22 protein-coding genes and 1 pseudogene are annotated in these 19,629 nt (G+C 41.1%); 13 read left to right on the top strand and 10 right to left on the bottom strand.

The features are described from left to right. Window positions 1-3: 3 nt before the first annotated feature. Window positions 4-963: an AraC family transcriptional regulator gene (locus tag LC608_RS01955; RefSeq protein ID WP_229551911.1), complete on the bottom strand. Its 960-nt coding sequence runs from the start codon at window positions 961-963 to the stop codon at window positions 4-6. A gap of 89 nt (window positions 964-1,052) precedes the next feature. Between LC608_RS01955 and LC608_RS01950 the strand changes: the two genes are divergently transcribed. The 6 genes from LC608_RS01950 (at window position 1,053) to LC608_RS01925 (ending at window position 6,306) form a co-directional block, all read left to right on the top strand. Beyond that, entirely contained in the window at window positions 1,053-2,246 is a 1,194-nt protein-coding gene (locus LC608_RS01950) for an MFS transporter (protein ID WP_229551910.1), read from the top strand. A gap of 266 nt (window positions 2,247-2,512) precedes the next feature. Next, window positions 2,513-2,965 carry a hypothetical protein gene (locus tag LC608_RS01945; protein ID WP_229551909.1) on the top strand — a complete coding sequence of 151 codons (453 nt, stop codon included), beginning with the start codon at window positions 2,513-2,515 and terminating at the stop codon, window positions 2,963-2,965. Between the two features lie 127 nt (window positions 2,966-3,092). Continuing rightward, complete coding sequence (locus tag LC608_RS01940) at window positions 3,093-3,800, top strand: hypothetical protein (protein WP_229551908.1); 708 nt, start codon at window positions 3,093-3,095, stop codon at window positions 3,798-3,800. Between the two features lie 192 nt (window positions 3,801-3,992). Beyond that, the gene (locus LC608_RS01935) at window positions 3,993-4,226 is read left to right on the top strand and encodes a hypothetical protein (RefSeq protein ID WP_229551907.1); all 234 of its coding nucleotides are present in this window, start codon (window positions 3,993-3,995) and stop codon (window positions 4,224-4,226) included. A 9-nt stretch (window positions 4,227-4,235) separates the two neighbouring features. Continuing rightward, window positions 4,236-5,084 carry a lysophospholipid acyltransferase family protein gene (locus LC608_RS01930; RefSeq protein ID WP_229551906.1) on the top strand — a complete coding sequence of 283 codons (849 nt, stop codon included), beginning with the start codon at window positions 4,236-4,238 and terminating at the stop codon, window positions 5,082-5,084. Window positions 5,085-5,805: 721 nt separating this feature from the next. Next, window positions 5,806-6,306, top strand: coding sequence for a hypothetical protein (locus LC608_RS01925; RefSeq protein WP_229551905.1), 501 nt, complete (start codon window positions 5,806-5,808; stop codon window positions 6,304-6,306). Window positions 6,307-6,448: 142 nt separating this feature from the next. Here LC608_RS01925 and LC608_RS01920 read toward each other — a convergent pair whose 3' ends face one another. From LC608_RS01920 to acs, 4 genes and pseudogenes are all read right to left on the bottom strand, one after another. Beyond that, complete coding sequence (locus tag LC608_RS01920; protein ID WP_229551904.1) at window positions 6,449-6,709, bottom strand: MoaD/ThiS family protein; 261 nt, start codon at window positions 6,707-6,709, stop codon at window positions 6,449-6,451. Between the two features lie 109 nt (window positions 6,710-6,818). After that, a pseudogene (locus LC608_RS01915) lies at window positions 6,819-7,408 on the bottom strand (Uma2 family endonuclease); the annotation flags it as partial. A gap of 440 nt (window positions 7,409-7,848) precedes the next feature. Then, window positions 7,849-8,529 carry a tetratricopeptide repeat protein gene (locus LC608_RS01910; protein WP_229551903.1) on the bottom strand — a complete coding sequence of 227 codons (681 nt, stop codon included), beginning with the start codon at window positions 8,527-8,529 and terminating at the stop codon, window positions 7,849-7,851. A 126-nt stretch (window positions 8,530-8,655) separates the two neighbouring features. Beyond that, on the bottom strand, window positions 8,656-10,629 hold the full coding sequence (acs, locus tag LC608_RS01905; protein ID WP_229551902.1) for an acetate--CoA ligase: 1,974 nt from the start codon (window positions 10,627-10,629) through the stop codon (window positions 8,656-8,658). Window positions 10,630-10,861: 232 nt separating this feature from the next. On the opposite strand from acs, the gene LC608_RS01900 reads away from it, so the two are divergent. From LC608_RS01900 to LC608_RS01885, 4 genes are all read left to right on the top strand, one after another. Next, window positions 10,862-11,506, top strand: a complete 645-nt coding sequence (locus LC608_RS01900; protein WP_229551901.1) for a restriction endonuclease subunit R — start codon at window positions 10,862-10,864, stop codon at window positions 11,504-11,506. Between the two features lie 30 nt (window positions 11,507-11,536). After that, complete coding sequence (locus tag LC608_RS01895) at window positions 11,537-12,286, top strand: Uma2 family endonuclease (RefSeq protein ID WP_229551900.1); 750 nt, start codon at window positions 11,537-11,539, stop codon at window positions 12,284-12,286. Window positions 12,287-12,378: 92 nt separating this feature from the next. Further along, a complete protein-coding gene (locus tag LC608_RS01890; protein ID WP_229551899.1) occupies window positions 12,379-13,068 on the top strand; it encodes a hypothetical protein in 690 nt (229 codons plus the stop codon). 67 nt (window positions 13,069-13,135) lie between these two features. Beyond that, window positions 13,136-13,576, top strand: coding sequence for a hypothetical protein (locus tag LC608_RS01885; protein WP_229551898.1), 441 nt, complete (start codon window positions 13,136-13,138; stop codon window positions 13,574-13,576). A gap of 92 nt (window positions 13,577-13,668) precedes the next feature. Here the strand turns inward: LC608_RS01885 and LC608_RS01880 are convergent, their stop codons facing one another. From LC608_RS01880 to LC608_RS01870, 3 genes are all read right to left on the bottom strand, one after another. Beyond that, entirely contained in the window at window positions 13,669-13,920 is a 252-nt protein-coding gene (locus LC608_RS01880) for a type II toxin-antitoxin system RelE/ParE family toxin (protein WP_229551897.1), read from the bottom strand. A 110-nt stretch (window positions 13,921-14,030) separates the two neighbouring features. Further along, the gene (locus tag LC608_RS01875) at window positions 14,031-14,231 is read right to left on the bottom strand and encodes a DUF5615 family PIN-like protein (protein WP_229551896.1); all 201 of its coding nucleotides are present in this window, start codon (window positions 14,229-14,231) and stop codon (window positions 14,031-14,033) included. Next, complete coding sequence (locus tag LC608_RS01870; RefSeq protein ID WP_229551895.1) at window positions 14,228-14,464, bottom strand: DUF433 domain-containing protein; 237 nt, start codon at window positions 14,462-14,464, stop codon at window positions 14,228-14,230. The genes LC608_RS01875 and LC608_RS01870 overlap by 4 nt, the downstream gene beginning before the upstream one ends. A gap of 47 nt (window positions 14,465-14,511) precedes the next feature. On the opposite strand from LC608_RS01870, the gene LC608_RS36745 reads away from it, so the two are divergent. Beyond that, the gene (locus tag LC608_RS36745) at window positions 14,512-14,646 is read left to right on the top strand and encodes a hypothetical protein (RefSeq protein ID WP_267870927.1); all 135 of its coding nucleotides are present in this window, start codon (window positions 14,512-14,514) and stop codon (window positions 14,644-14,646) included. 90 nt (window positions 14,647-14,736) lie between these two features. Continuing rightward, window positions 14,737-15,459, top strand: a complete 723-nt coding sequence (locus tag LC608_RS01865) for a TerC family protein (protein WP_229551894.1) — start codon at window positions 14,737-14,739, stop codon at window positions 15,457-15,459. A 67-nt stretch (window positions 15,460-15,526) separates the two neighbouring features. Here LC608_RS01865 and ndk read toward each other — a convergent pair whose 3' ends face one another. Continuing rightward, the gene (ndk, locus tag LC608_RS01860; protein WP_229551893.1) at window positions 15,527-15,976 is read right to left on the bottom strand and encodes a nucleoside-diphosphate kinase; all 450 of its coding nucleotides are present in this window, start codon (window positions 15,974-15,976) and stop codon (window positions 15,527-15,529) included. A gap of 278 nt (window positions 15,977-16,254) precedes the next feature. Here ndk and speA point away from each other — a divergent pair, with 278 nt between their 5' ends. After that, window positions 16,255-18,270 carry a biosynthetic arginine decarboxylase gene (gene speA / locus LC608_RS01855; protein WP_229551892.1) on the top strand — a complete coding sequence of 672 codons (2,016 nt, stop codon included), beginning with the start codon at window positions 16,255-16,257 and terminating at the stop codon, window positions 18,268-18,270. A gap of 105 nt (window positions 18,271-18,375) precedes the next feature. Here the strand turns inward: speA and LC608_RS01850 are convergent, their stop codons facing one another. Beyond that, window positions 18,376-19,545, bottom strand: a complete 1,170-nt coding sequence (locus tag LC608_RS01850) for a sugar phosphate nucleotidyltransferase (RefSeq protein WP_229551891.1) — start codon at window positions 19,543-19,545, stop codon at window positions 18,376-18,378. Window positions 19,546-19,629 lie beyond the last annotated feature (84 nt).

The following is a 19,629-nucleotide window of genomic DNA, read 5'->3' as shown; positions in this document are numbered from 1 at the left end:
AATTCAGTGCAGTTTCTTAAATGCTTGAGGAGCGATGCCGATATATTTGCGAAAAACCTTGGTAAAATGACTTTGACTTTGAAATCCTACTAGTTGGGAGACTTGTATAACTGATAATTCTCGCTTTGCAAGTAAATATTTTGCTCTTTCGACTCGACATTTAGTAATATATTGGTGAGGTGCTATTCCCATTGATTGCTTAAATAAGCTAGCAAAATAATGCGGACTTATCTGTGCGATCGCAGCAATTTCTGCTAAAGACAAACTTTGGTCTAAGTTATCGTTGATATAGGCGATCGCTTCTTTTAATTTATGTTTTGGTAATCCACCTGTGTATTCTCGAATAATGAATTTTTGCGTTGAGTAACGTTTTAATAAATGCACCGCTAGCAGATTTGCTGCTGACTCTATATACAAGGAACTATCAAATCCACTACTTTCTATTTCTTGCTTGAGTGTCAGTCCAATTTGTTGAATCAGTGGATCAGGGGTTTGCAGTTGTTGTACAATTTCAACTGCATCAGCATTTACTGACTCGTAGGCAACACGAGTAATCATTGCTGGTTCAAGACCGATGTGGATAAAACCTAATTCCTGTTCAAATTGTACTGCTGGAGAAATTTGATGAGCAGGAAAAATACCGACATCAGTTGCTGCATAAGATTTACTTTGCCAGTGTCCGTTAATTTTTAATTTTGCCTGAAACTCTCTACTATAAATGGTAATGATGTGCTGGAAAGGCGATGTTTCAGGGAGTTGATAGTTTGACTGGCGATGATAAGCAAAATAAAAACCATTCCAACCGACGACTGGGCTAGAGATAATTAAAGGTTGGGGAAGGAATTGTTTTAGCTTGTCTGGTTGGGCGGCATTAATTCTAAAAGGCTGCTCTATTTGCATGAGGATTCGCACGCTTTTTTCTATATATAAATTACCTAAAAACGGCAAAGAAGATTTACTCAACAGTAACTCTCTTACTTCTCCAGCCCTTCCCCTTTTGCAAAAAGTCTATTCTAGAAGTGCGAAAACTCAAACTACAGGAGAATATAGCAGTGGGTAGGTTAGCAACGGACATCGCAGGCAAAACACCTGTCTCATTAGGACTGTTGGGCGCTGCTGCTTTCATGGTGATTGCTGATGCACGAGTAATTGATCCCCTACTGCACATTATTGCCGACGAGTTTAAAGTCGGTGTTGGTAGTGCTGCGGTGATTATCTCCGCATACACGATTCCCTACGGGCTATTTCAGTTAGTATATGGCCCATTAGGCGATCGCATCGGCAAACTTAAGGTAATTACAGTAGCATTGGCGGCATTTGCTGTAGGTACTGCTGTTTGTGCCTTTGTCTCAAATATCGTCTTACTTACCTTGCTCCGATTTCTCACAGGGATGGCTGCTGCTGGGATCATCCCCGTTACCCTAGCTTATATTGGTGACAACTTTCCTTATGAAAAACGCCAAGCTGCGATCGGCAAGTATCTAAGTGCCTTAATGCTAGGTCAAATCCTGGGTGGTAGTTTGGGCGGCATCTTTGGGGAATATATCAGCTGGCGTGACATCTTTCTCTTATTTGGTATCGTTTCCCTTGGTATTGCCGGACTTTTATGGCGGGGGACGCGCCATCTAGGTAATGCTCAACGTCCCCAAGTTCAAAGAAGTAGGATAACATTTCGACCTTATTACCAACTATTGACCCAACCGATCGCCCGGACTGTAATTATAGGGGTGTTTGTAGAAGGCTTTTGCGTGTTTGGGGCATTTGCTTACATCGGCGCATTTCTGCGCGATCGCTATAGTCTTAGTTATGTAGCGATCGGGTTTATGCTCAGTGGTTTTGGATTCGGTGGACTGATTTACAGTCGCTCAGTTAAATGGTTAGTCAGGCGACTAGGTGAAATTGGTTTAATGGGAGTGGGAGGGGGCTTAATGTCTATCAGCTTCTTAGCGATCGCATTATTCCAGAACTGGATGCTGTTTATCCCCTTGAGTATTTTAATGGGATTGGGCTTTTATATGATGCACAGCACCCTCCAAACCCAAGCCACTGAGCTTTCCCCAGAAGCACGAGGCACTGCTGTTTCGCTGTTCGCCTTCAGCTTGTTTGTTGGCCAGGGAATTGGTGCAGCATTATTCGGTAGGATTGTGGATAGCTTCGGCTACATTTATTGTTTTATTGTGGTTGGTGTAGCGATCGCTTTGCTCTCTGTTTGGCTAGTCAATCAGAAGCAAGTCGTACCTAACTAAAACTTCTATAGATCAATCTTTGGCGCTAGTAATCAAATTTCCTTGCTTACTTTTTGATTACTGATAAGTAGTATCACTTTGAAACGTCCCTGGAAAAACGTAAGCGCGTTATCTTGCTAGACACAGACACAGTAAAAGACGTTTTTGTAATTAGGGAATAAAACCGATGATTTTTCTAAAATCTGCATAAATAGCTAAAAATAACCAGATAAGACTATTGAGCATAGCTCCAAAGAATTTGTAAAAGTTAAATAAGGAGAATCATCATGAATTCATTGAAGATGTTCATCAATCCAGCAAAGATTTTGGCATTTGCCTTGTCATTTCTTATATTCTGTTTTTCTACAGCAGCGATAGCAGCGCCAAGCACCCTTGCTACCTTAATTATCACGGAAAAAGCTCAAATTACTGGAGGGAAGTTTAGTATAGACACAACAACACCAAGTCCTTTGCCAGCTACAACAGTTATTCGTTCTGCTAAACTATTTTTACCGGCTGGTGAAACTGGAACAATTAATAAGATTAAAATTACTAGCCCAAATGGGCTTCAATTTGGTTGTCAAAATATTAAAGTGAAAGACGGAGTTGATTTAATTAAAGCCTGTGGTGGCCCTGCTGTTTTAGAAGCAGGAGGAGCGATTACTTATGCAGCTGAAGGAAGTGGTTTTGCACCAGAACTTAACACCAACCTAACAGTTGTTTTATCGGATGATTTTTAGACGCCAGTTTAAACCGAAATTACAGTCACAAGTCTCGTAAATAAGTCGATCTAGCTTTTATTCCAGGCACAAATTATCTGAATCAGTTTCAGCACTCAATATTTGTGCTTGGAATACATTACGCTATATGAATACATTACTTATGTCAATAATTTATCCCCTAACACATTTCAGTCTTGCCTTGATCGAATGGGTTTTAGTAGGCTGGGCAATTCGTCTGTGGCAACAATCAACCAGTTTAGCAATGATTGTGTTGCCTATAGTGCTAGTGAGCATTAGCTATGACAATCTTATTCTTTCAATAGGAAGTCTGATTGGTGAAGGAGAGCTTTTGAAAAGTCTCTGTATGCTGCGCTTTCTATTACATTATTTAGTTGTACCGTTATTCATTGTAATTGCTGTTGAACTCGCTCACCGCGCCGGAGCTGGTTGGGCTAATAGACTAGTGCGGGTTTTATCTTGGGTAATTGCATTGGGACTTACAGCGATAGATGTTACCACCCACTATATAGGGCTGGAATTAGTTCCAATAGAGTTTGCGGGAATCCTGCGCTATCATGTTGCCAACTTGAGCGGCCCGCCAATTATCACGATTGTAGTTAATCTCTTTGTCCTCCTAATTGGCATCGGTATTTGGTTCAGGCTGAAATGGCTGTGGTTATTTGTAGGAACCTTGGTTTGTCTTATTGGTAATGCTATGCCCTCCTATGTAGTAGGTACGCTTGCTGGAAGCTATTCTGAATTGGTAATGGCAATAAGTTTGTTGTTAACTGAGAAGCGCACACAATTTTTTCTTATTACTCAACGAGAAACAACTTTTTTATCTAGTGACTAAAAGACACATCCGACAACCCGCAACTTGGATTATTACTTGGGTAGAATAACTACGTGCATACTCCAAAATGTAATTGCGCCAATCAAATCATTATATACCGTTGTTATGATATTTTTGATATAACTAGGCAATAAAAACCCAAACTATGTAAAAATAAATAGGGAAAATGCATCCACCAAGGTAACTTAAAATATGGACGCTGCTTTAAGGGGATTCTTGGCTGCTAGGGAAGACCAAAGTTTGTTAAACCTTAGAAGATCACACTTACCACAGAAAGTGAAAGACCAAGCAGAAGTAATTAAATTGGAATTAGCTGCTGTTAGAGAAGAAACTGACTTAAAGTATTTAGACAAATCAGGTTTTGTGCATGGAGCAAATCTGGTCATACCTAACAAAGGATTGTTTGACCTTTCCCAATCCTGTTAGAATGCATCGATGTCAAAAAAACAACATTTCTTAAACAAAAAACCCGGTTGGTCTTTGGATGAGCGAGATCCAAAGTTCATAGAATTTCTGATGCCCCTGTTGGGCTTTTTCTATCACTACTATTTCCGAGTTAAAACTAGTGGCTGGGATAATATTCCACCCCAAGAAAAAGTCCTATTTGTCGGTTCGCATAATGGGGGACTCGCGGCTCCCGATATGACAATGATGATGTACGACTGGTTCCGACAATTTGGTGTGGAGCAACCTGTTTATGGTTTGATGCATCCCAAGGTTTGGCAGGTTAGCCCGCCACTAGCGCAACTGGTTGCTAAGGCTGGAGCAATTATTGCTCATCCGAAAATGGCTTACACTGCCTTGCGCTCTGGAGCGAGTCTGTTAGTTTATCCAGGTGGAGCCAAAGATATTTTCCGACCGCATTATTTACGTGACAAAATCTACTTTGCGGGGCGACAAGGATTTATCAAGTTAGCGTTGCGCGAAAATGTGCCGATTGTTCCTGTGATTTCTTGGGGCGCTCACGATACGCTGATTATACTGGCTGACTGCTACAAAATTGTGCGGCAACTCCACGAATGGGGGATGCCTTGGCTGTTGGGGATTGATCCGGAAGTTTTTCCGATCTATCTCGGACTACCTTGGGGATTAGCAATTGGCCCGTTACCCAACATTCCATTGCCTGTGTCCATGTACACGCGGGTTTGTCCGCCAATTGTATTTCAACGCTACGGCCCTGAAGCAGCCAGCGATCGCTACTATGTCAATGAATGTTATGAATTAGTTGTTAGTCAAATGCAGCAAGAGTTAGATGACTTAGTGAAGCTAGCTACTAAGTCCTAAAGCTATTGAGTAGAATTGGCACGTCCAACTTCTAACCAGTTTAATTACAGACCAGTAAGGACAGCAGGAAAATTATCTTGCCAACGGTAACATGTGCAAAAATTATTGAGTGCATTTTTCAATTAATTGAATTACACCACTCCCGATTATTTTAAAAGTGATCCATAAAGCAATACCTTCGCCAAAAATAGAGATATATAGTATATTGATTGAAAAAAAATTACTGCTCATTGGAGAAAAAGTTTTTGCTTTTCTGACTGTTATTTGAGGCTTGATAACAGGTCTAAACTTTTACATACTAGATATTTCAATTAGCATAGCAATTATGTGGGAAAAGAGCAAAATATATGCCAAGTATTTGCAACTATAATTTACCTTATACTCAAGATAGTTGAAATCCAGAACTGACAAGGATTTTCAAACTTAATTTCCACTTTTTGCAAGGATTTTAGCTTAATACCAATACCAATCCCTGCTAAAGTAATTGAAGATATTCAGTTTTACTGCATAACTTTATAGTAATATTGACTTAAACCGTATCTACCTTAAAAACGGTAGTTTATTGGAATTAGGAAAAAACTCAAAACTAAAACTAGGACTGAAAAATCTAGATTTCAAATAAAATAGACAGGGTTTAGACGCATTTAATTGTATAGAGTTAAATGACAAATAAACCTCTATTTTGATAAGACAAGTAAAAACTTTATTGAATAATTTTTGGATGATTATGCTAAATCTTGATAATTATAGCAATCAGAAAAAAAACCAAATATTGTTAGGTCTTGCGATAATATTCTCATTAATATTGTGTTTTGAATTAGCAATTAGAGCTTATTCTTTTAGTCTTGAAGCTTTAGCTAATTCTACAGGTCAATATATACCTGATTTTTCTAAAAATATTGATAAAATAAGAGTAGGTATAGAATACCGTTGTTTAATTATTATATATATTGTATGGCTAATAATAAACAAAAATAAAAAAAGAGATATAAGTTTTATAAAAATCCTAAAAAATAGTTCATTCTTTTTGTTAATTGCCTTCATAAGTTATCCAATTAGTATAAGTATAGGATGGGTTACTTTAATATTATTTATGTTTGCTGCTCCTTGGTATTGCCCTTGGTATTCTTCTGTGCTGCTGGGAGTCTTAGCTTTAAACATACATTCAAAAAGATTTGCAATTACTAGCATTGGATTCTGCATTATAAGTGCTATTGCTTAGACGGTAGTTTTTCACTCTCCCCCCCTAAAACAAGAGTTTGCAGTGTTAAGTAAAAGTAGGGATTAATATGTATGCTAATGGATAGTCATTAGTTATGAGTTAGAAGTTTTTAATTTTTAACTCCTAACTTCTAACTTTTTTGCTAGCCGCCGCTTACTGGTGGAATCAGCACGACTTCATCCCCATCTTGTAGTAGGGTATCTGGTTCAACAAATATTAGATTAATCCCAAAGCGGGTAACCTCACGCCATTGGGAGAGTTCGGGGTGTTCAGCTATGAGGCGATCGCATACTGTTTTGACTGGCATACTATTGGGAAATTCCAGCACCAGTTCCGAAACCCTAAAGGCTTCTTGATAAGCAGCGAACAATTTGACGGTAACGGTGATTGCAGATTTAGACATATAACATACTTTGGCAGTACCAGCAAGTAGTTTAATACTTGACAAGCACCCTGAATTGGGCTTAATTATACATTGCTAAGTACATAATTTCATAGCAAAAAAATGTTTCTTAATCCAACATTTCTGGGTCAATTCCTAAAGCGTTGAGTTCTTCAATAGAGAGCGATGTCTCCGACGGGCTACGCCTACGCAATTTCTCTACAATTCTCTCCCGCTTTTGTCGCTCAATCACAGCCCGTTTCTCACCTGTTAGCAGTAAATTTCCCTGTGCATCCCACCAGCGCAACCAAGGTAACTCTGCATTCTGATAAAATTCTTGCCAGATTCCTAACTCTACCCCCATAGGAGCAATTGGGTAATGTCCTCGGTCATTGGGTTTCATCAATTGATAGTATTATCTACTAGGTGGTAAACTTCCACTTGCGCTTTTGCTACTTCATAAATTCCATAATAAGGCACTCGAATTGCCTGCTCATAAACCCAAAATTTACCAACATTTCCACCTTCCCGTTGAGATGGCGGTGTGTTATCTCGTTCTTCTGAACCATCTCCAGAGACAAATTCCAGCACAATCAAGGGTGCAACATACTCCTTCCACAGCACATAAGAACGCCGCATTTTACCGTCAAGGGTCAGTGGTACATTGGGTACATAAAACCAGTCTGGTGCTTCAGCCCCTTTCTCAGGAGGATCAGTCATATCATGTCCGGCTAAAGACTTATCATTTAGAGCGCAGACCGCATGATATTTGCATAGATAGACGTAACCTTTTTGACAGGAGGAATCGAAATACAGTCTCACATTCTGGTTCAGAGCAAAATATTGCTTGGGGAGTTACAAAAGACGAATACATAAAATACCGTAATGCCGTTGGTCAGTGTTTAAAAGTAGTTTTATGTTCGCCATGAGTAATCTAAAGGTTTTAATTATTGTACCCTTTACTTATTTGTAAAAAAGCCAAAAATTTATTTGATATCAAATTATTACTACTCTATCTATTTTTATAAGCTCTTTTACATTTTCACATAAAAACGGCAAAGATGCCATTTTGCATCTTTGCGCGAAAAGATACTAAATTAGGCTATCTACTACACGTTATCAAACATATTTCAATCCTTTAACGTTAAATAATGTGATTTTCATGAAACACTAGGATCATCAGCAGTTTTGATCTCTCGCAAGATTCGTTCGACTTGGTTAGCTTTTTCACCTCTATTCTGTTCTTTGAAGATATTTAAAGCTTTTTCTAAAGAAGATAACGCCTCGTCTTTTTTATTTGTTTGCCACAATGCCAGTGCAAAATTAGTCAGCCCCTCACCATAATTAGGATTAATTTCTAGAGCTTTTTTATATTCACTAATGGCTTCTTCCCAGCGACTTTGGCTTGCGTAAACCATACCCATCGCATTATGAGCGAGAGCGTATTTTGGCTGGAGGCGAATGGCTTCTTGATAAGAGCTAATTGCTTCTTCTGGTTTCTTTTGCCGAAAAAGCACATTTCCTAGTTGAAAGTGTCCAAAGGCATCGTCTGGAAATTGTTTAACGAATTTGCGTAAATTTTCCTCTGCACCTGTTAACTCTCCCTGATTAAATAAAGCATTGGCTTGTTGCAGCATCTGCGATCGCTCTGATGGCCCTGTGTCTGAAAACTGTGCTAGTTTTTGTGGTTGTCTGTCAACCGATTGTCCAGGGGAATGCAAAGAAACTGTTGCAGGAACCGCTAACACTAATGGTGATAAACCAATTACAGTGATAATACTCAGCGTCATACCTCTAAAAGATTGAACAAATGCTGATTTCAGTTTGCGCTTCACCTTCATCGCTCTGAATGCCTCAATAATGTTCTAATCTTTATGATAAATGAGGTGCGTTATCGCGTAATGCATCACAAGACAGACGGTAAAGGCGCACATATATGCGCCCCTACTAAGCTCATTTGGAATTACTTACGAGCCTTCCCGCAATTTATCCAACACGCTTCTATCTTCCAATGTCGAAGTATCCCCAGATACCTCTTGTCCGGCGGCTAGATTCCGCAGCAAGCGCCGCATAATCTTACCCGATCGCGTTTTGGGCAAAGCGTCTGTAAAGCGAATTTCTCCTGGACGAGCTATCGCACCAATTTCTTTGACAACGTGCAGTTTGAGTTCTTTGCTCAGTTCCTCACTTGCCTGATAAGTGCCTTCTAAAGTCACAAAAGCAACTACTTCTTCACCCTTGAGTTCATCTGGCTTACCCACTACTGCCGCTTCTGCAACTGCTGGATGCGAAACTAAAGCTGATTCTACTTCCATTGTACCGAGTCGGTGTCCTGATACATTCAATACGTCATCCACACGACCCATTACCCAAAAGTAACCGTCTTCATCTTGCCTCGCGCCATCACCAGCAAAGTAAGTATAATTACCATCCTTGGGTGGTATGTGTTCCCAGTAAGTGCGGCGGAAGCGTTCTGGATCGCCGTAGACTGTCCGCATCATTCCTGGCCAAGGATGTCGCACCGCCAAATAACCGCCTTCGTTATTGGGTACGGTGTTTCCTGCCAAATCCACGACATCTGCAATAATTCCTGGGAAGGGAAGAGTAGCGGAACCGGGTTTGGTGGGAATTGCCCCTGGTAGCGGGCTAATCATGATACCGCCTGTTTCTGTTTGCCACCAGGTATCAACAATTGGACAGCGATCGCCACCAATTACTTTGTGATACCACATCCAAGCTTCTGGGTTAATTGGTTCGCCAACGCTTCCCAGCAAACGCAATGAAGACAAGTTTCGCGCATTGGGATGTTGTTCGCCCATCTTAATAAATGCCCGAATTGCCGTAGGTGCTGTATAAAAAATATTAACACCGTATTTTTCAATTACATCCCAAAAACAGCCAGGATTAGAAGCGCGAGGTGCACCTTCATACATCACCGTGGTTGCACCGTTGGAAAGAGGGCCGTAGACAATGTAGCTGTGTCCAGTAATCCAACCGACATCTGCGGTACACCAATATACATCTGTGTCTTGCAGGTCAAAGATCCACTTGGTAGTTATATGGGTATACAAATTATAACCAGCAGTTGTATGCACAACGCCCTTCGGTTTGCCAGTACTGCCAGAAGTGTAGAGAACAAACAGCATATCTTCGCTATCCATTGGTTCGGCGGGACAATCTGCTGATACACCTTTTTGCAAATCATGCCACCAATGATCGCGTCCCCCCAACTGCATATAAGTTTCTTGTCCGGTGCGCTTGACAACTAGGACATTTTCTACACTGGGAACAGCACCATCAGCTAAGGCTTTGTCTACCTGTTCTTTGAGAGGAACGATCGCATCTTTGCGCCAACCACCATCAGCCGTGATTACCAGTTTAGCTGTGGCATCAATTAAGCGATCGCGTAAAGCTTCAGCACTAAAACCACCAAATACTACGCCGTGGGGTGCGCCAATTCGGGCACAGGCTAACATAGCGATCGCAGCTTCGGGAATCATTGGCATATATATACCAACGCGATCGCCTTTTTTGACGCCCAGTTGCTTCAATACATTGGCGAACTGGCAAACTTCCCGGTGCAGTTGGGCATAAGTTAGGGTACGCGAATCACCTGGTTCTCCTTCCCAAATCAATGCGGCTTTATTTTTGCGCCAGGTAGTGAGATGTCTGTCAAGGCAGTTGTAAGAAATATTCATCTTACCGCCAACGAACCACTTAGCAAAAGGCGGTTGCCAATCTAATACCGTATCCCATTTTTGGAACCATTCTAATTCTGTTCCAGCTAAATCTGCCCAAAATTGCTGCGGATCGGCTTTGGCTTTATCGTAGAGACGCTGATAGTCTTCCAGGCTTTTGATATGGGCATTCTGCGAGAATTCTGAGGCAGGATGGAAGAGGCGATTCTCTTGTAAGATTGATTCTATAGTTGGTTGAGACATGGTTAGTTATGAGTGCGATCGCTATTGTTACTAAAAACCATTCTTAGCCCAGTTGTGCTAGACAATGTTTAGATTTTCGTTAAGCTGGGTAGAAATTGCCGAGTTATTTAGTTTACATTTATTTTCATCTAGCAAAAGCAAGCGATCAAGAAATGTAAAGAGGTTACATTGCAACCTATCTACCAGGAATGTTGCAAAATGTAAGTAGTCTGGACAAAGAACGCCTGAAATTATGCCCCTCACTGTCGAAGCTAGCAGCCTATCTCTCAACGATGTTCATCGCTTTCTCAAATTAGAAAAGCTTTCCAATGCTTCATTCACAGACTTCTTAACTCTAGAACCACTATCTGAGTTTGAACAGCAGGATTTATTACGAATCAGAAACGATTTTGATCGTTACCTAAGCGATCGTAAAATTTCTGAAGGGTTGGTTAAATTCTTAACGATCGCACCCTTGATGCGGCTCTCAGGATTTTACGATGTGCCGATTCGGTTGACAATGGAAGATAGCATTGCGATCGCAGTCGAAGATGAAGACAGAAAAATTACGGGACGGATGGATATTTTAGCAATAAATAATCCCCAAAGTAATATTGCGCCGCCTTTTTGGGTTGTAGTAATTGAAACGAAAAATAGTGCGGTTGAAGTGGGTGAAGGTTTACCTCAATTACTCACTTATGCTTTTAAAAGTTTAGATCAACAACCATTAGTTTCGGGTTTGGCAACTAACGGACTGCGTTATCAATTTGTTTATTTAAGACGTGACGAACAGCCAACTTATCAGTTAATGCCATTATTAAATCTGAATGAATCTCCCGGTGCAATTAAGTTGTTACAAGTTCTTAAAAGCATCTGCAAGTTACCGAATTTCCAGTAAAATGAACGTATAATTGCGGGGCGATCGCTGATGTCTGAACCTGCTACTCTAGAAATCATCTCTGATGGTATTTCAGAAGACGAAATTATTTTTCCTCCTGGCGATATACTGAGTGACGAACCACCCTTGGAAAGTGACCTGCACCGCGACCAAATTGATTTGCTGATTCGCATCCTCAAATTATGGTGGCGAGATAGGCAAGATTTTTATGCTTCTGGCAATTTGACGATTTACTACAGTCCTAACCAGAAAAAATCAGAACATTTTCGAGGCCCAGACTTTTTTGTAGTTTTGGGAACCCAGAAAAAAGACCGTAAAAGTTGGGTAGTTTGGCAAGAAGACGGCAAATATCCCAACCTGATTGTGGAAATTTTGTCAAGGTCAACCACAGCAGTTGATAAAGGTTTAAAAAAACAAGTTTACCAAGATACATTCCGTACACCAGATTATTTCTGGTTTGATCCTGTAACAATGGAACTTCAAGGATTTCATTTAGTTGATGGGAAGTATCAAGAAATCCAAGTAACCACTGATGGCCGTTTGTGGAGTCAGCAGTTAGAACTTTATTTGGGAGTTTATGAAGGTAAATTAAGATTCTTCACTACTGAAAATCAATTGATACTATCATCAGAAGAATTGGCTGAACAAGAACGTTTACGTGCCCAACAGGCAGAAGAACGTGCCGAACAGGCAGAAGAACGCGCCCAACAAGCAGAGCAAGAAATTGCTCGACTGCGGGAGGCTTTACGTACACAGGGCATCGACCTAGAGAATATTTAATGACATCAGGAAATTAACTAAAGACACTTTCAAGTTAAAATCTAGTTATCAGTGTGTAAAAAAAGCGTAATCTTCTGAAAGTAGGGCATCGTTTGCAAGCAAAAGAAATTAAGGATCAGCTAAAGTCCCTTACCCTCCAAGCCTCCTCGATAGATCATAATTTAGCGAGAAGATTAGATGAAATCAATCGTTGGGTAAAACATATCAAGCCAGGTTCTCTGACGGCAAAACCCTTTGTCACTGCCTTTCTGCTAGAGGTAATTACGGATTCGACAATTTGGCTGATAATCAAATCCTTACCTTCAGAAGAAGAACAAAAAGCAAAGTTCGATCTGATGACACCGATTGAGAGATATTGGTATGGTTATCTATTTCCCAGATGGTTTAATGCAAGTGACTCCAAGTTTTATATTTGGAAGCAAAAATTGATGGCAGGCGAATTTAATCAGGTAGATGATGATATTATTAGATCAATAGCTCAAGATATTGTTCAGCGAGAAGGTAGTTTTTGGCAGCGTTATATAGCCGACCTTTCAATGGCAACAGATTTAATTGTTAGTCGTAACAATGAACCACTGTGCATTCAAATTACCAGTGTTAGTGAAGAACTTAATCAGCAAAAGTACGAAGCTTGGCAAAATACACTGCGATCGTGGGAAATCGAGAGGGGGCTGTTCTTAAGTTACAATCCCAAAGATGCTAATTTTGTCAACCAGTTAGTCAACGTGGCCCTGTATAACAGTGATTACCTTTCTGGTGGCAAATATTTAAAATTTTCGTGACTTTTCAGGAATTTCATATTTCAGATTTGTGTCTAGCCTATATACTTACGTGCTAATTAGAGCTTTTATGGCTAACAAAAGAGAAACTCACTGCAACAATCAAGTAGATACATTTGCTGAAGCTTTAGCAACAGCACGGCAAATGCAGCAGAACTGGCTAACTTATGGGGTTGATTTTGTCAATATTTACGTTGAAGATGTGGAGGGAGACTGGCTAGAAACGTGGGGACATAACGAAATTTTAGGTAATTTTCAATTAGATAGTATTAAAGAATTTTTGGTAAGTAATGATAGTGTAGCTGTTAGGGTAAGACAGCATTTAGGAGAGCGATCGCTGTTTGATTTTGCAGTAAACTTAGATGAATCTTGGAGAATTTCCCAAACCAATGACAGGTTATCTGCTGTAAAAAATCTGTTAGCTGGTGAAGGAAATAGCATTGATACAGATGACATCAGGTTCTTGGATTTGGCAAATACTCTGGTGGTAAAGTTGGCAGAGATTTTGTGAGATTTTTAGTTGCGTAGTGGTAGAGTAAATTTTGAAGTTTTATTTTGGTTGCGATTGGGTGGAATATAAGCGATCGCTTTACCAGATAAGCTTTAATAATCTTTGAGATGTGCAATCTTTATCACTGTTAGTAGTAAGGGTTGCTCCTGAATCTGGTAAATAATGCGGTATTCACCCAGAAGAACCTTATACAGCCGTTCAGTATCCTTCAATGGTTGAGCGTCTTCTGGATGTGGATTTAATGCTAGTTCATCTAACTTTTTTGCTAGTCGTTGCTGTACCTCTGAGTCCAATTCTGTAATTTTCTGCACAGATGAAGGTGCTAATATTACTTGGTAGCTCATATCCCTAACTCTCTTTTAATATCTTCAAAGGGTGTTGTCCCCAGCCCTGCAATTTCCTCTAGTATCTTATTGATATTGCCTGTGGTAATTAAAAGTAGTTTATAAGGTTCCTAAACTGTTAAAAAAGAGTTTACAAAATCCACATCTTTGGTAATTAAAATTCGATTTTGTTGAATTGATACGGCATTAATCTCATTATCTGGCGTTGCATTTTCTCCAGGTAAGTCTCTGGTGTGGATCGTGTCATAACCTGAAGTTTTGAGAAAACGGGCAAGACGAACTGGTAACTGAGCATCGACAATAAATTTCATGAGGCGATTCGATGGATGCTTTTGACTTGGCTGAGTCGAGCGGCAAATAACAAGACAGCCAAAATGTCTTCAGATTCTAAATCGTCATAATCTGCTAATATTTCCTCAGTAGTCATGCCAGAACTGAGCAGTTCCAAAATAAACTCAACTGGATAACGAAGTCCTCGAATGCAGGGTTTACCGTGGCAGATATTTGGATTATGAGTGATACGTTGTAGAAGTGTGTTATCCATAAACTTTTACCATATTTTTGTTGTCATCTTTTAATTTTAGATGTGAAATGACAGCAGCCCATTGCGATCGCACCGAGTCAGATGTTAAAACTTTGGGTGTATTGACTTATACGCAAATTCCCCCACTCGAATTGCGATCGCATACATTCAACCCTCTTCAAAATGCACCACAAGCACGTTAAGCTGAATTAGAGTGACAATTTATTGCGCTTTTTAATATATAAATCTCTGTTCTTGTCAAATTTTAATTTTTTCTGCTTGAGAAACCCGGAATGCTAGACCGAATTTTTGATTACCTCGATTTTCATTTCAGCCTTGAAGCCCTTATAGTTCTGGTGATACTGGTGCTTTTAGAGGCGCTGTTATCTGCCGACAATGCGATCGCCCTGGCTGCGATCGCAAAAGGGTTGGAAGACAAGGAACTTGAGCGTAGAGCTTTAAACTTTGGTTTAGTCGTTGCTTATGTGCTGCGAATCACCCTGATTCTCACTGCCACTTGGGTACAACAATTCTGGCAATTTGAATTATTGGGCGCTGCTTATCTGCTGTGGTTAGTATTCCAACACTTTACCTCAGAAGAAACCAAGGACGATCACCATCACGGGCCCCGTTTTAATTCATTGTTGCAAGCAATACCCGTGATTGCATTTACAGATTTGGCATTTTCTTTGGATAGTGTGACAACTGCGATCGCAGTTTCTCAAGAAAAATGGCTAGTGCTGACGGGTGCAACAATTGGTATTATTACGCTGCGATTCATGGCGGGATTGTTTATCCGTTGGCTAGACGAATATGAAAACCTAGAAGACGCAGGCTATGTAACTGTAGCGTTGGTAGGCTTGCGCTTGTTGTTGAAAGTGGTGAACGATAATTTAGTTCCACCAGAATGGATCATGATTACTGCCATCTTCCTAATTTTAGGCTGGGGATTTTCCAAACGTGTTGGCACTGAATTGACCCAAGTAGAACCAGAAAAGAGCGAAGTCTCTAAATAAGTGAGGGGGATGAGGGAGAATAATTGTTCACTTACTCCCCACTCCCCATTCCCCACTCCCTAATTTTTTACTCGTGCAACCAAGGTGTTAAGTGTGGTTGCCAATTTACTAATTCTTCATCCTTAAACCATAAGGCTATTTCCTTTTGCGCGGTTTCTGGAGCATCAGAACCGTGGATTAAGTTGCGACCAATATTGATGCCAAAATCGCCGCGAATCGTTCCTGGCTCTGATGTTAAGGGGTTCGTCGCACCAATAATCTTTCTGGCAGATGCAACAACACCATCACCTTCCCATACCATCGCCACCACTGGGCTAGAAATGATAAATTCCACTAAACCAGCAAAAAAAGGACGTTCCCGGTGAACATCATAGTGTTGTTCAGCCAATTCCCGACTGACTTTCAGAAACTTTAAACCAACTAGGGTAAAACCTTTAGTTTCAAAGCGACGGATAATTTCCCCCACTAATCCCCGTTGTACTCCATCTGGCTTAATTGCTAAGAATGTACGTTCCAAAGCTATCTCCAAAAACTTAATGAATTTTTTATCTGGTCAATTGTCCTTTGTCCTACCCTGCGGGTACTCCGTTGGAGAACTCGAAGAGTAGCCGCTAGCGCGTCTATGTCCTTTGTCATCCTCTGTCTAGAGACTAATAGCTAATGACCAATGACTAATGACATACGACTCTTGACCAATCAGAGTTTATCTCAGAAATTATCATTGGGTGCATATACGTTCCCAAATGAATGCGTTAAATTGTTAAATTGTGGGCGAAAAACAGAGGTTAGGAAGAAATGGGTGCTGATTCAACTGCTACATCTGACGAGGTGGTAAAAGTACCGTCCAATGGACACAAAGAAGTGAAAAACCATAAGCAAAAAAAGCTGTTACCACCTAGTCCTACCACAGGAGATTTACCTCGCTCCTGGAAAATTGAGGATAGTGAAGCCTTGTACCGGATTGAAGGTTGGGGACAACCTTATTTTTCCATTAGCGCTGCTGGACACGTTACCGTGTCACCCAAGGGCGATCGCGGGGGATCTCTTGACTTGTTTGAATTGGTCAACGCCATGAAGCAGCGCAACTTGGGACTTCCCATGTTGATTCGCTTTTCCGATATTTTAGAAGACCGGATTGAGCGGTTAAACGCTTGTTTTGCCAAAGCGATCGCCCGCTATAATTACCCTGGTGTCTACCGTGGCGTGTTTCCCGTCAAGTGCAATCAAGAACGGCATTTGATTGAAGATTTAGTAAAATTTGGCAAACCCCATCAATTTGGATTAGAAGCCGGTTCCAAGCCAGAATTAATGATTGCTCTAGCTGTGTTGGATACACCAGGAGCATTGTTAGTTTGCAACGGCTACAAAGACCGAGAATACATCGAAACGGCAATGTTAGCCCAAAGACTAGGGCAAACACCAATCATCGTCTTAGAACAGATTGAAGAGGTTGATTTGGTAATTGATGCCAATCGCCAGTTAGGTATTAAACCGATATTAGGTGTTCGTGCCAAACTCAGTACCCAAGGCATGGGACGTTGGGGAGCATCTAGTGGCGATCGCGCTAAATTTGGTTTGACAATGCCTGAAGTAATCGAGGCTGTTGACAAGTTACGCGAAGCTAACCTGCTCGATTCTTTGCAGTTGATGCACTTCCACATCGGCTCACAAATTTCTGCGATTAATGTGATTAAAGATGCCATCCAAGAAGCCAGCCGCATTTATGTAGAATTGTCGATGCTGGGGGCGGATATGAAATACCTTGATGTTGGTGGTGGCTTGGGCGTAGATTATGATGGCTCCCAAACCAACTTCTATGCATCGAAAAATTACAACATGCAAAACTATGCCAACGACATCGTGGCAGAGTTAAAAGATACCTGTGCAGAGCGGCAGGTTCCTGTACCAACACTGATTAGCGAAAGTGGACGAGCGATCGCTTCTCATCAGTCGGTACTAATTTTTGATGTTCTCAGTACTAGTGATGTCCCTCTCGATTCACCAGAACCTCCACAAGAGGGAGAATCCCCGATTATTAATTATCTTTGGGAAACTTACCAATCCATCAACCAAGAGAATTATCAGGAGTTCTACCACGACGCTGCACAATTCAAAGAAGAAGCTATCAGCCGTTTCAACTTAGGAATTTTACGCCTCAGAGAACGAGCCAAAGCCGAACGTCTCTATTGGGCTTGTTGTCAGAAAATTCTTAATATCACTAGACAGCAAGAATACGTACCCGATGAACTGGAAGACCTCGAAAAAATCATGGCTTCCATCTACTACGTGAATATGTCAGTGTTTCAATCAGCACCAGATTGCTGGGCGATCGACCAACTATTCCCGATCATGCCAATCCACCGCTTGGATGAAGAACCAACACGGCGGGGAATTTTGGCAGACCTCACCTGCGATAGTGATGGTAAAATCGACCGCTTTATAGACCTGCGCGATGTCAAATCGGTTTTAGAGCTGCACACCTACAAGCCTGGAGAACCCTATTATTTGGGAATGTTCTTGAATGGAGCTTACCAAGAAATCATGGGCAACTTGCACAACCTATTTGGGGATACTAACGCCGTTCACATCCAATTGACCCCCAAAGGCTACCAGATTGAACACATTGTCAAAGGTGACACCATGAGCGAAGTGGTGAGCTATGTCCAGTATGACTCCGAAGATATGGTGGAAAACATTCGCCAGCGTTGCGAGAAAGCATTAGAAGAAAACCGTATCACCCTAGCAGAATCTCAACGACTGCTACAAACCTATGAGCAGAGTCTCAGAAGATATACGTATCTAAATAGTTAGGAGTTAGAAGTGAAGAGTTAGGAATAAAGTTAAGAGTTAGAAGTGAAGAGGAAAACACGAAATAGTAACTCCAAACTTCTAACTTGTAACTCCTAACTCGTAACTTTAACTTGCGTTTGTTCCCAACAATTCCTCTATCGCTTGTAACTCAAGAGGCGTATCTGATGGCGGAGTCTGACGGGCATCGGTAATCAGCCAGTCTAAAGCAGCCGCTTGAACATCTATTGCAGCGCCAGTTTTATCCACGCAATAACGTCCAAACACCAGCTTATCGACTAAACGCGCTCCTGGCCCCAGACGCGACCATTCAAAAATGACGCTGTTTTCTACTGTTGCGCCACTACATATCCAACAATTAGGGCCAATCATCGCAGGGCCGACAATTTTAGCTCCGTCTTCTATTCTCGTCATCCCGCCAATGTAAACCGGGCCTGTGATATCTACTTTGTCCCAATTTACGGCGACATTTAAGCCAGTGTAGATGCCAGGGGCGACTTCATGACCAGGAATTTGCACATTCTTGATTTCACCCAGCAGTACACCGCGAATCGCCCGCCAATAATCTGGTACTTTACCAATATCTACCCATTCAAAGTCCATAGGGATGGCGTAGAAGGGAGCTTTGATTTCTACCAATTTGGGAAACAAGTGGCTACCAATGTCATATTCGACACCAGAGGGGATATAGTTAAACACCTCTGGTTCAAAGATGTAAATACCTGTGTTGATGTTGGTGCTGAGGGCTTCTTCAGTTGAAGGTTTTTCTTGGAAAGCTTTAACACGCCCCTCTTCGTCTGTTACCACCACACCGTAGCTAGAAACTTCTTCCTTGGGGACAGATTTCGTGATAATAGTAGCGATCGAGCCTTTAGCTCTATGCCATTTAACCGCCGCAGTTAAATCCAAATCAATTAAAGCATCACCACACAACACCACAAAGGTATCATCAAAAAACGGTGAGAAATCTTGGATGCGGCGCATCCCTCCAGCTGAACCTATTGCTTCGCCTTCCAGTTTACCCTCGTCATCAATTTTCCCTTCAAAGGAATAGGCAATTTGCACCCCAAACCGTTGACCGTCACGAAAATAGTTTTCTATTTCCTCAGCCAAATGACTAACATTGACCATAATTTGGTCAAATCCATGTTGGCGTAACAGTTCCAGCAAGAACTCCATCACTGGCTTTTGCAGGATGGGAATCATTGGTTTGGGAATTGTATAGGTAATCGGACGCACGCGAGTACCCTTGCCAGCCGCGAGAATCATCGCTTTCATAAAATTTATTCCTCAACCACAAGCCAGTTTACTTTTATCGAGTGATACTTAATCATCAGTTTTTATTTCTGCTCTAAGTTATCC

The sequence above is a fragment of the Nostoc sp. XA010 genome (assembly GCF_020829625.1).
Taxonomy (GTDB): Bacteria; Cyanobacteriota; Cyanobacteriia; order Cyanobacteriales; family Nostocaceae; genus Nostoc.
The sequence above is the reverse complement of the archived record's forward strand: the minus strand, read 5'-3'. Positions and strand labels throughout refer to the sequence as shown.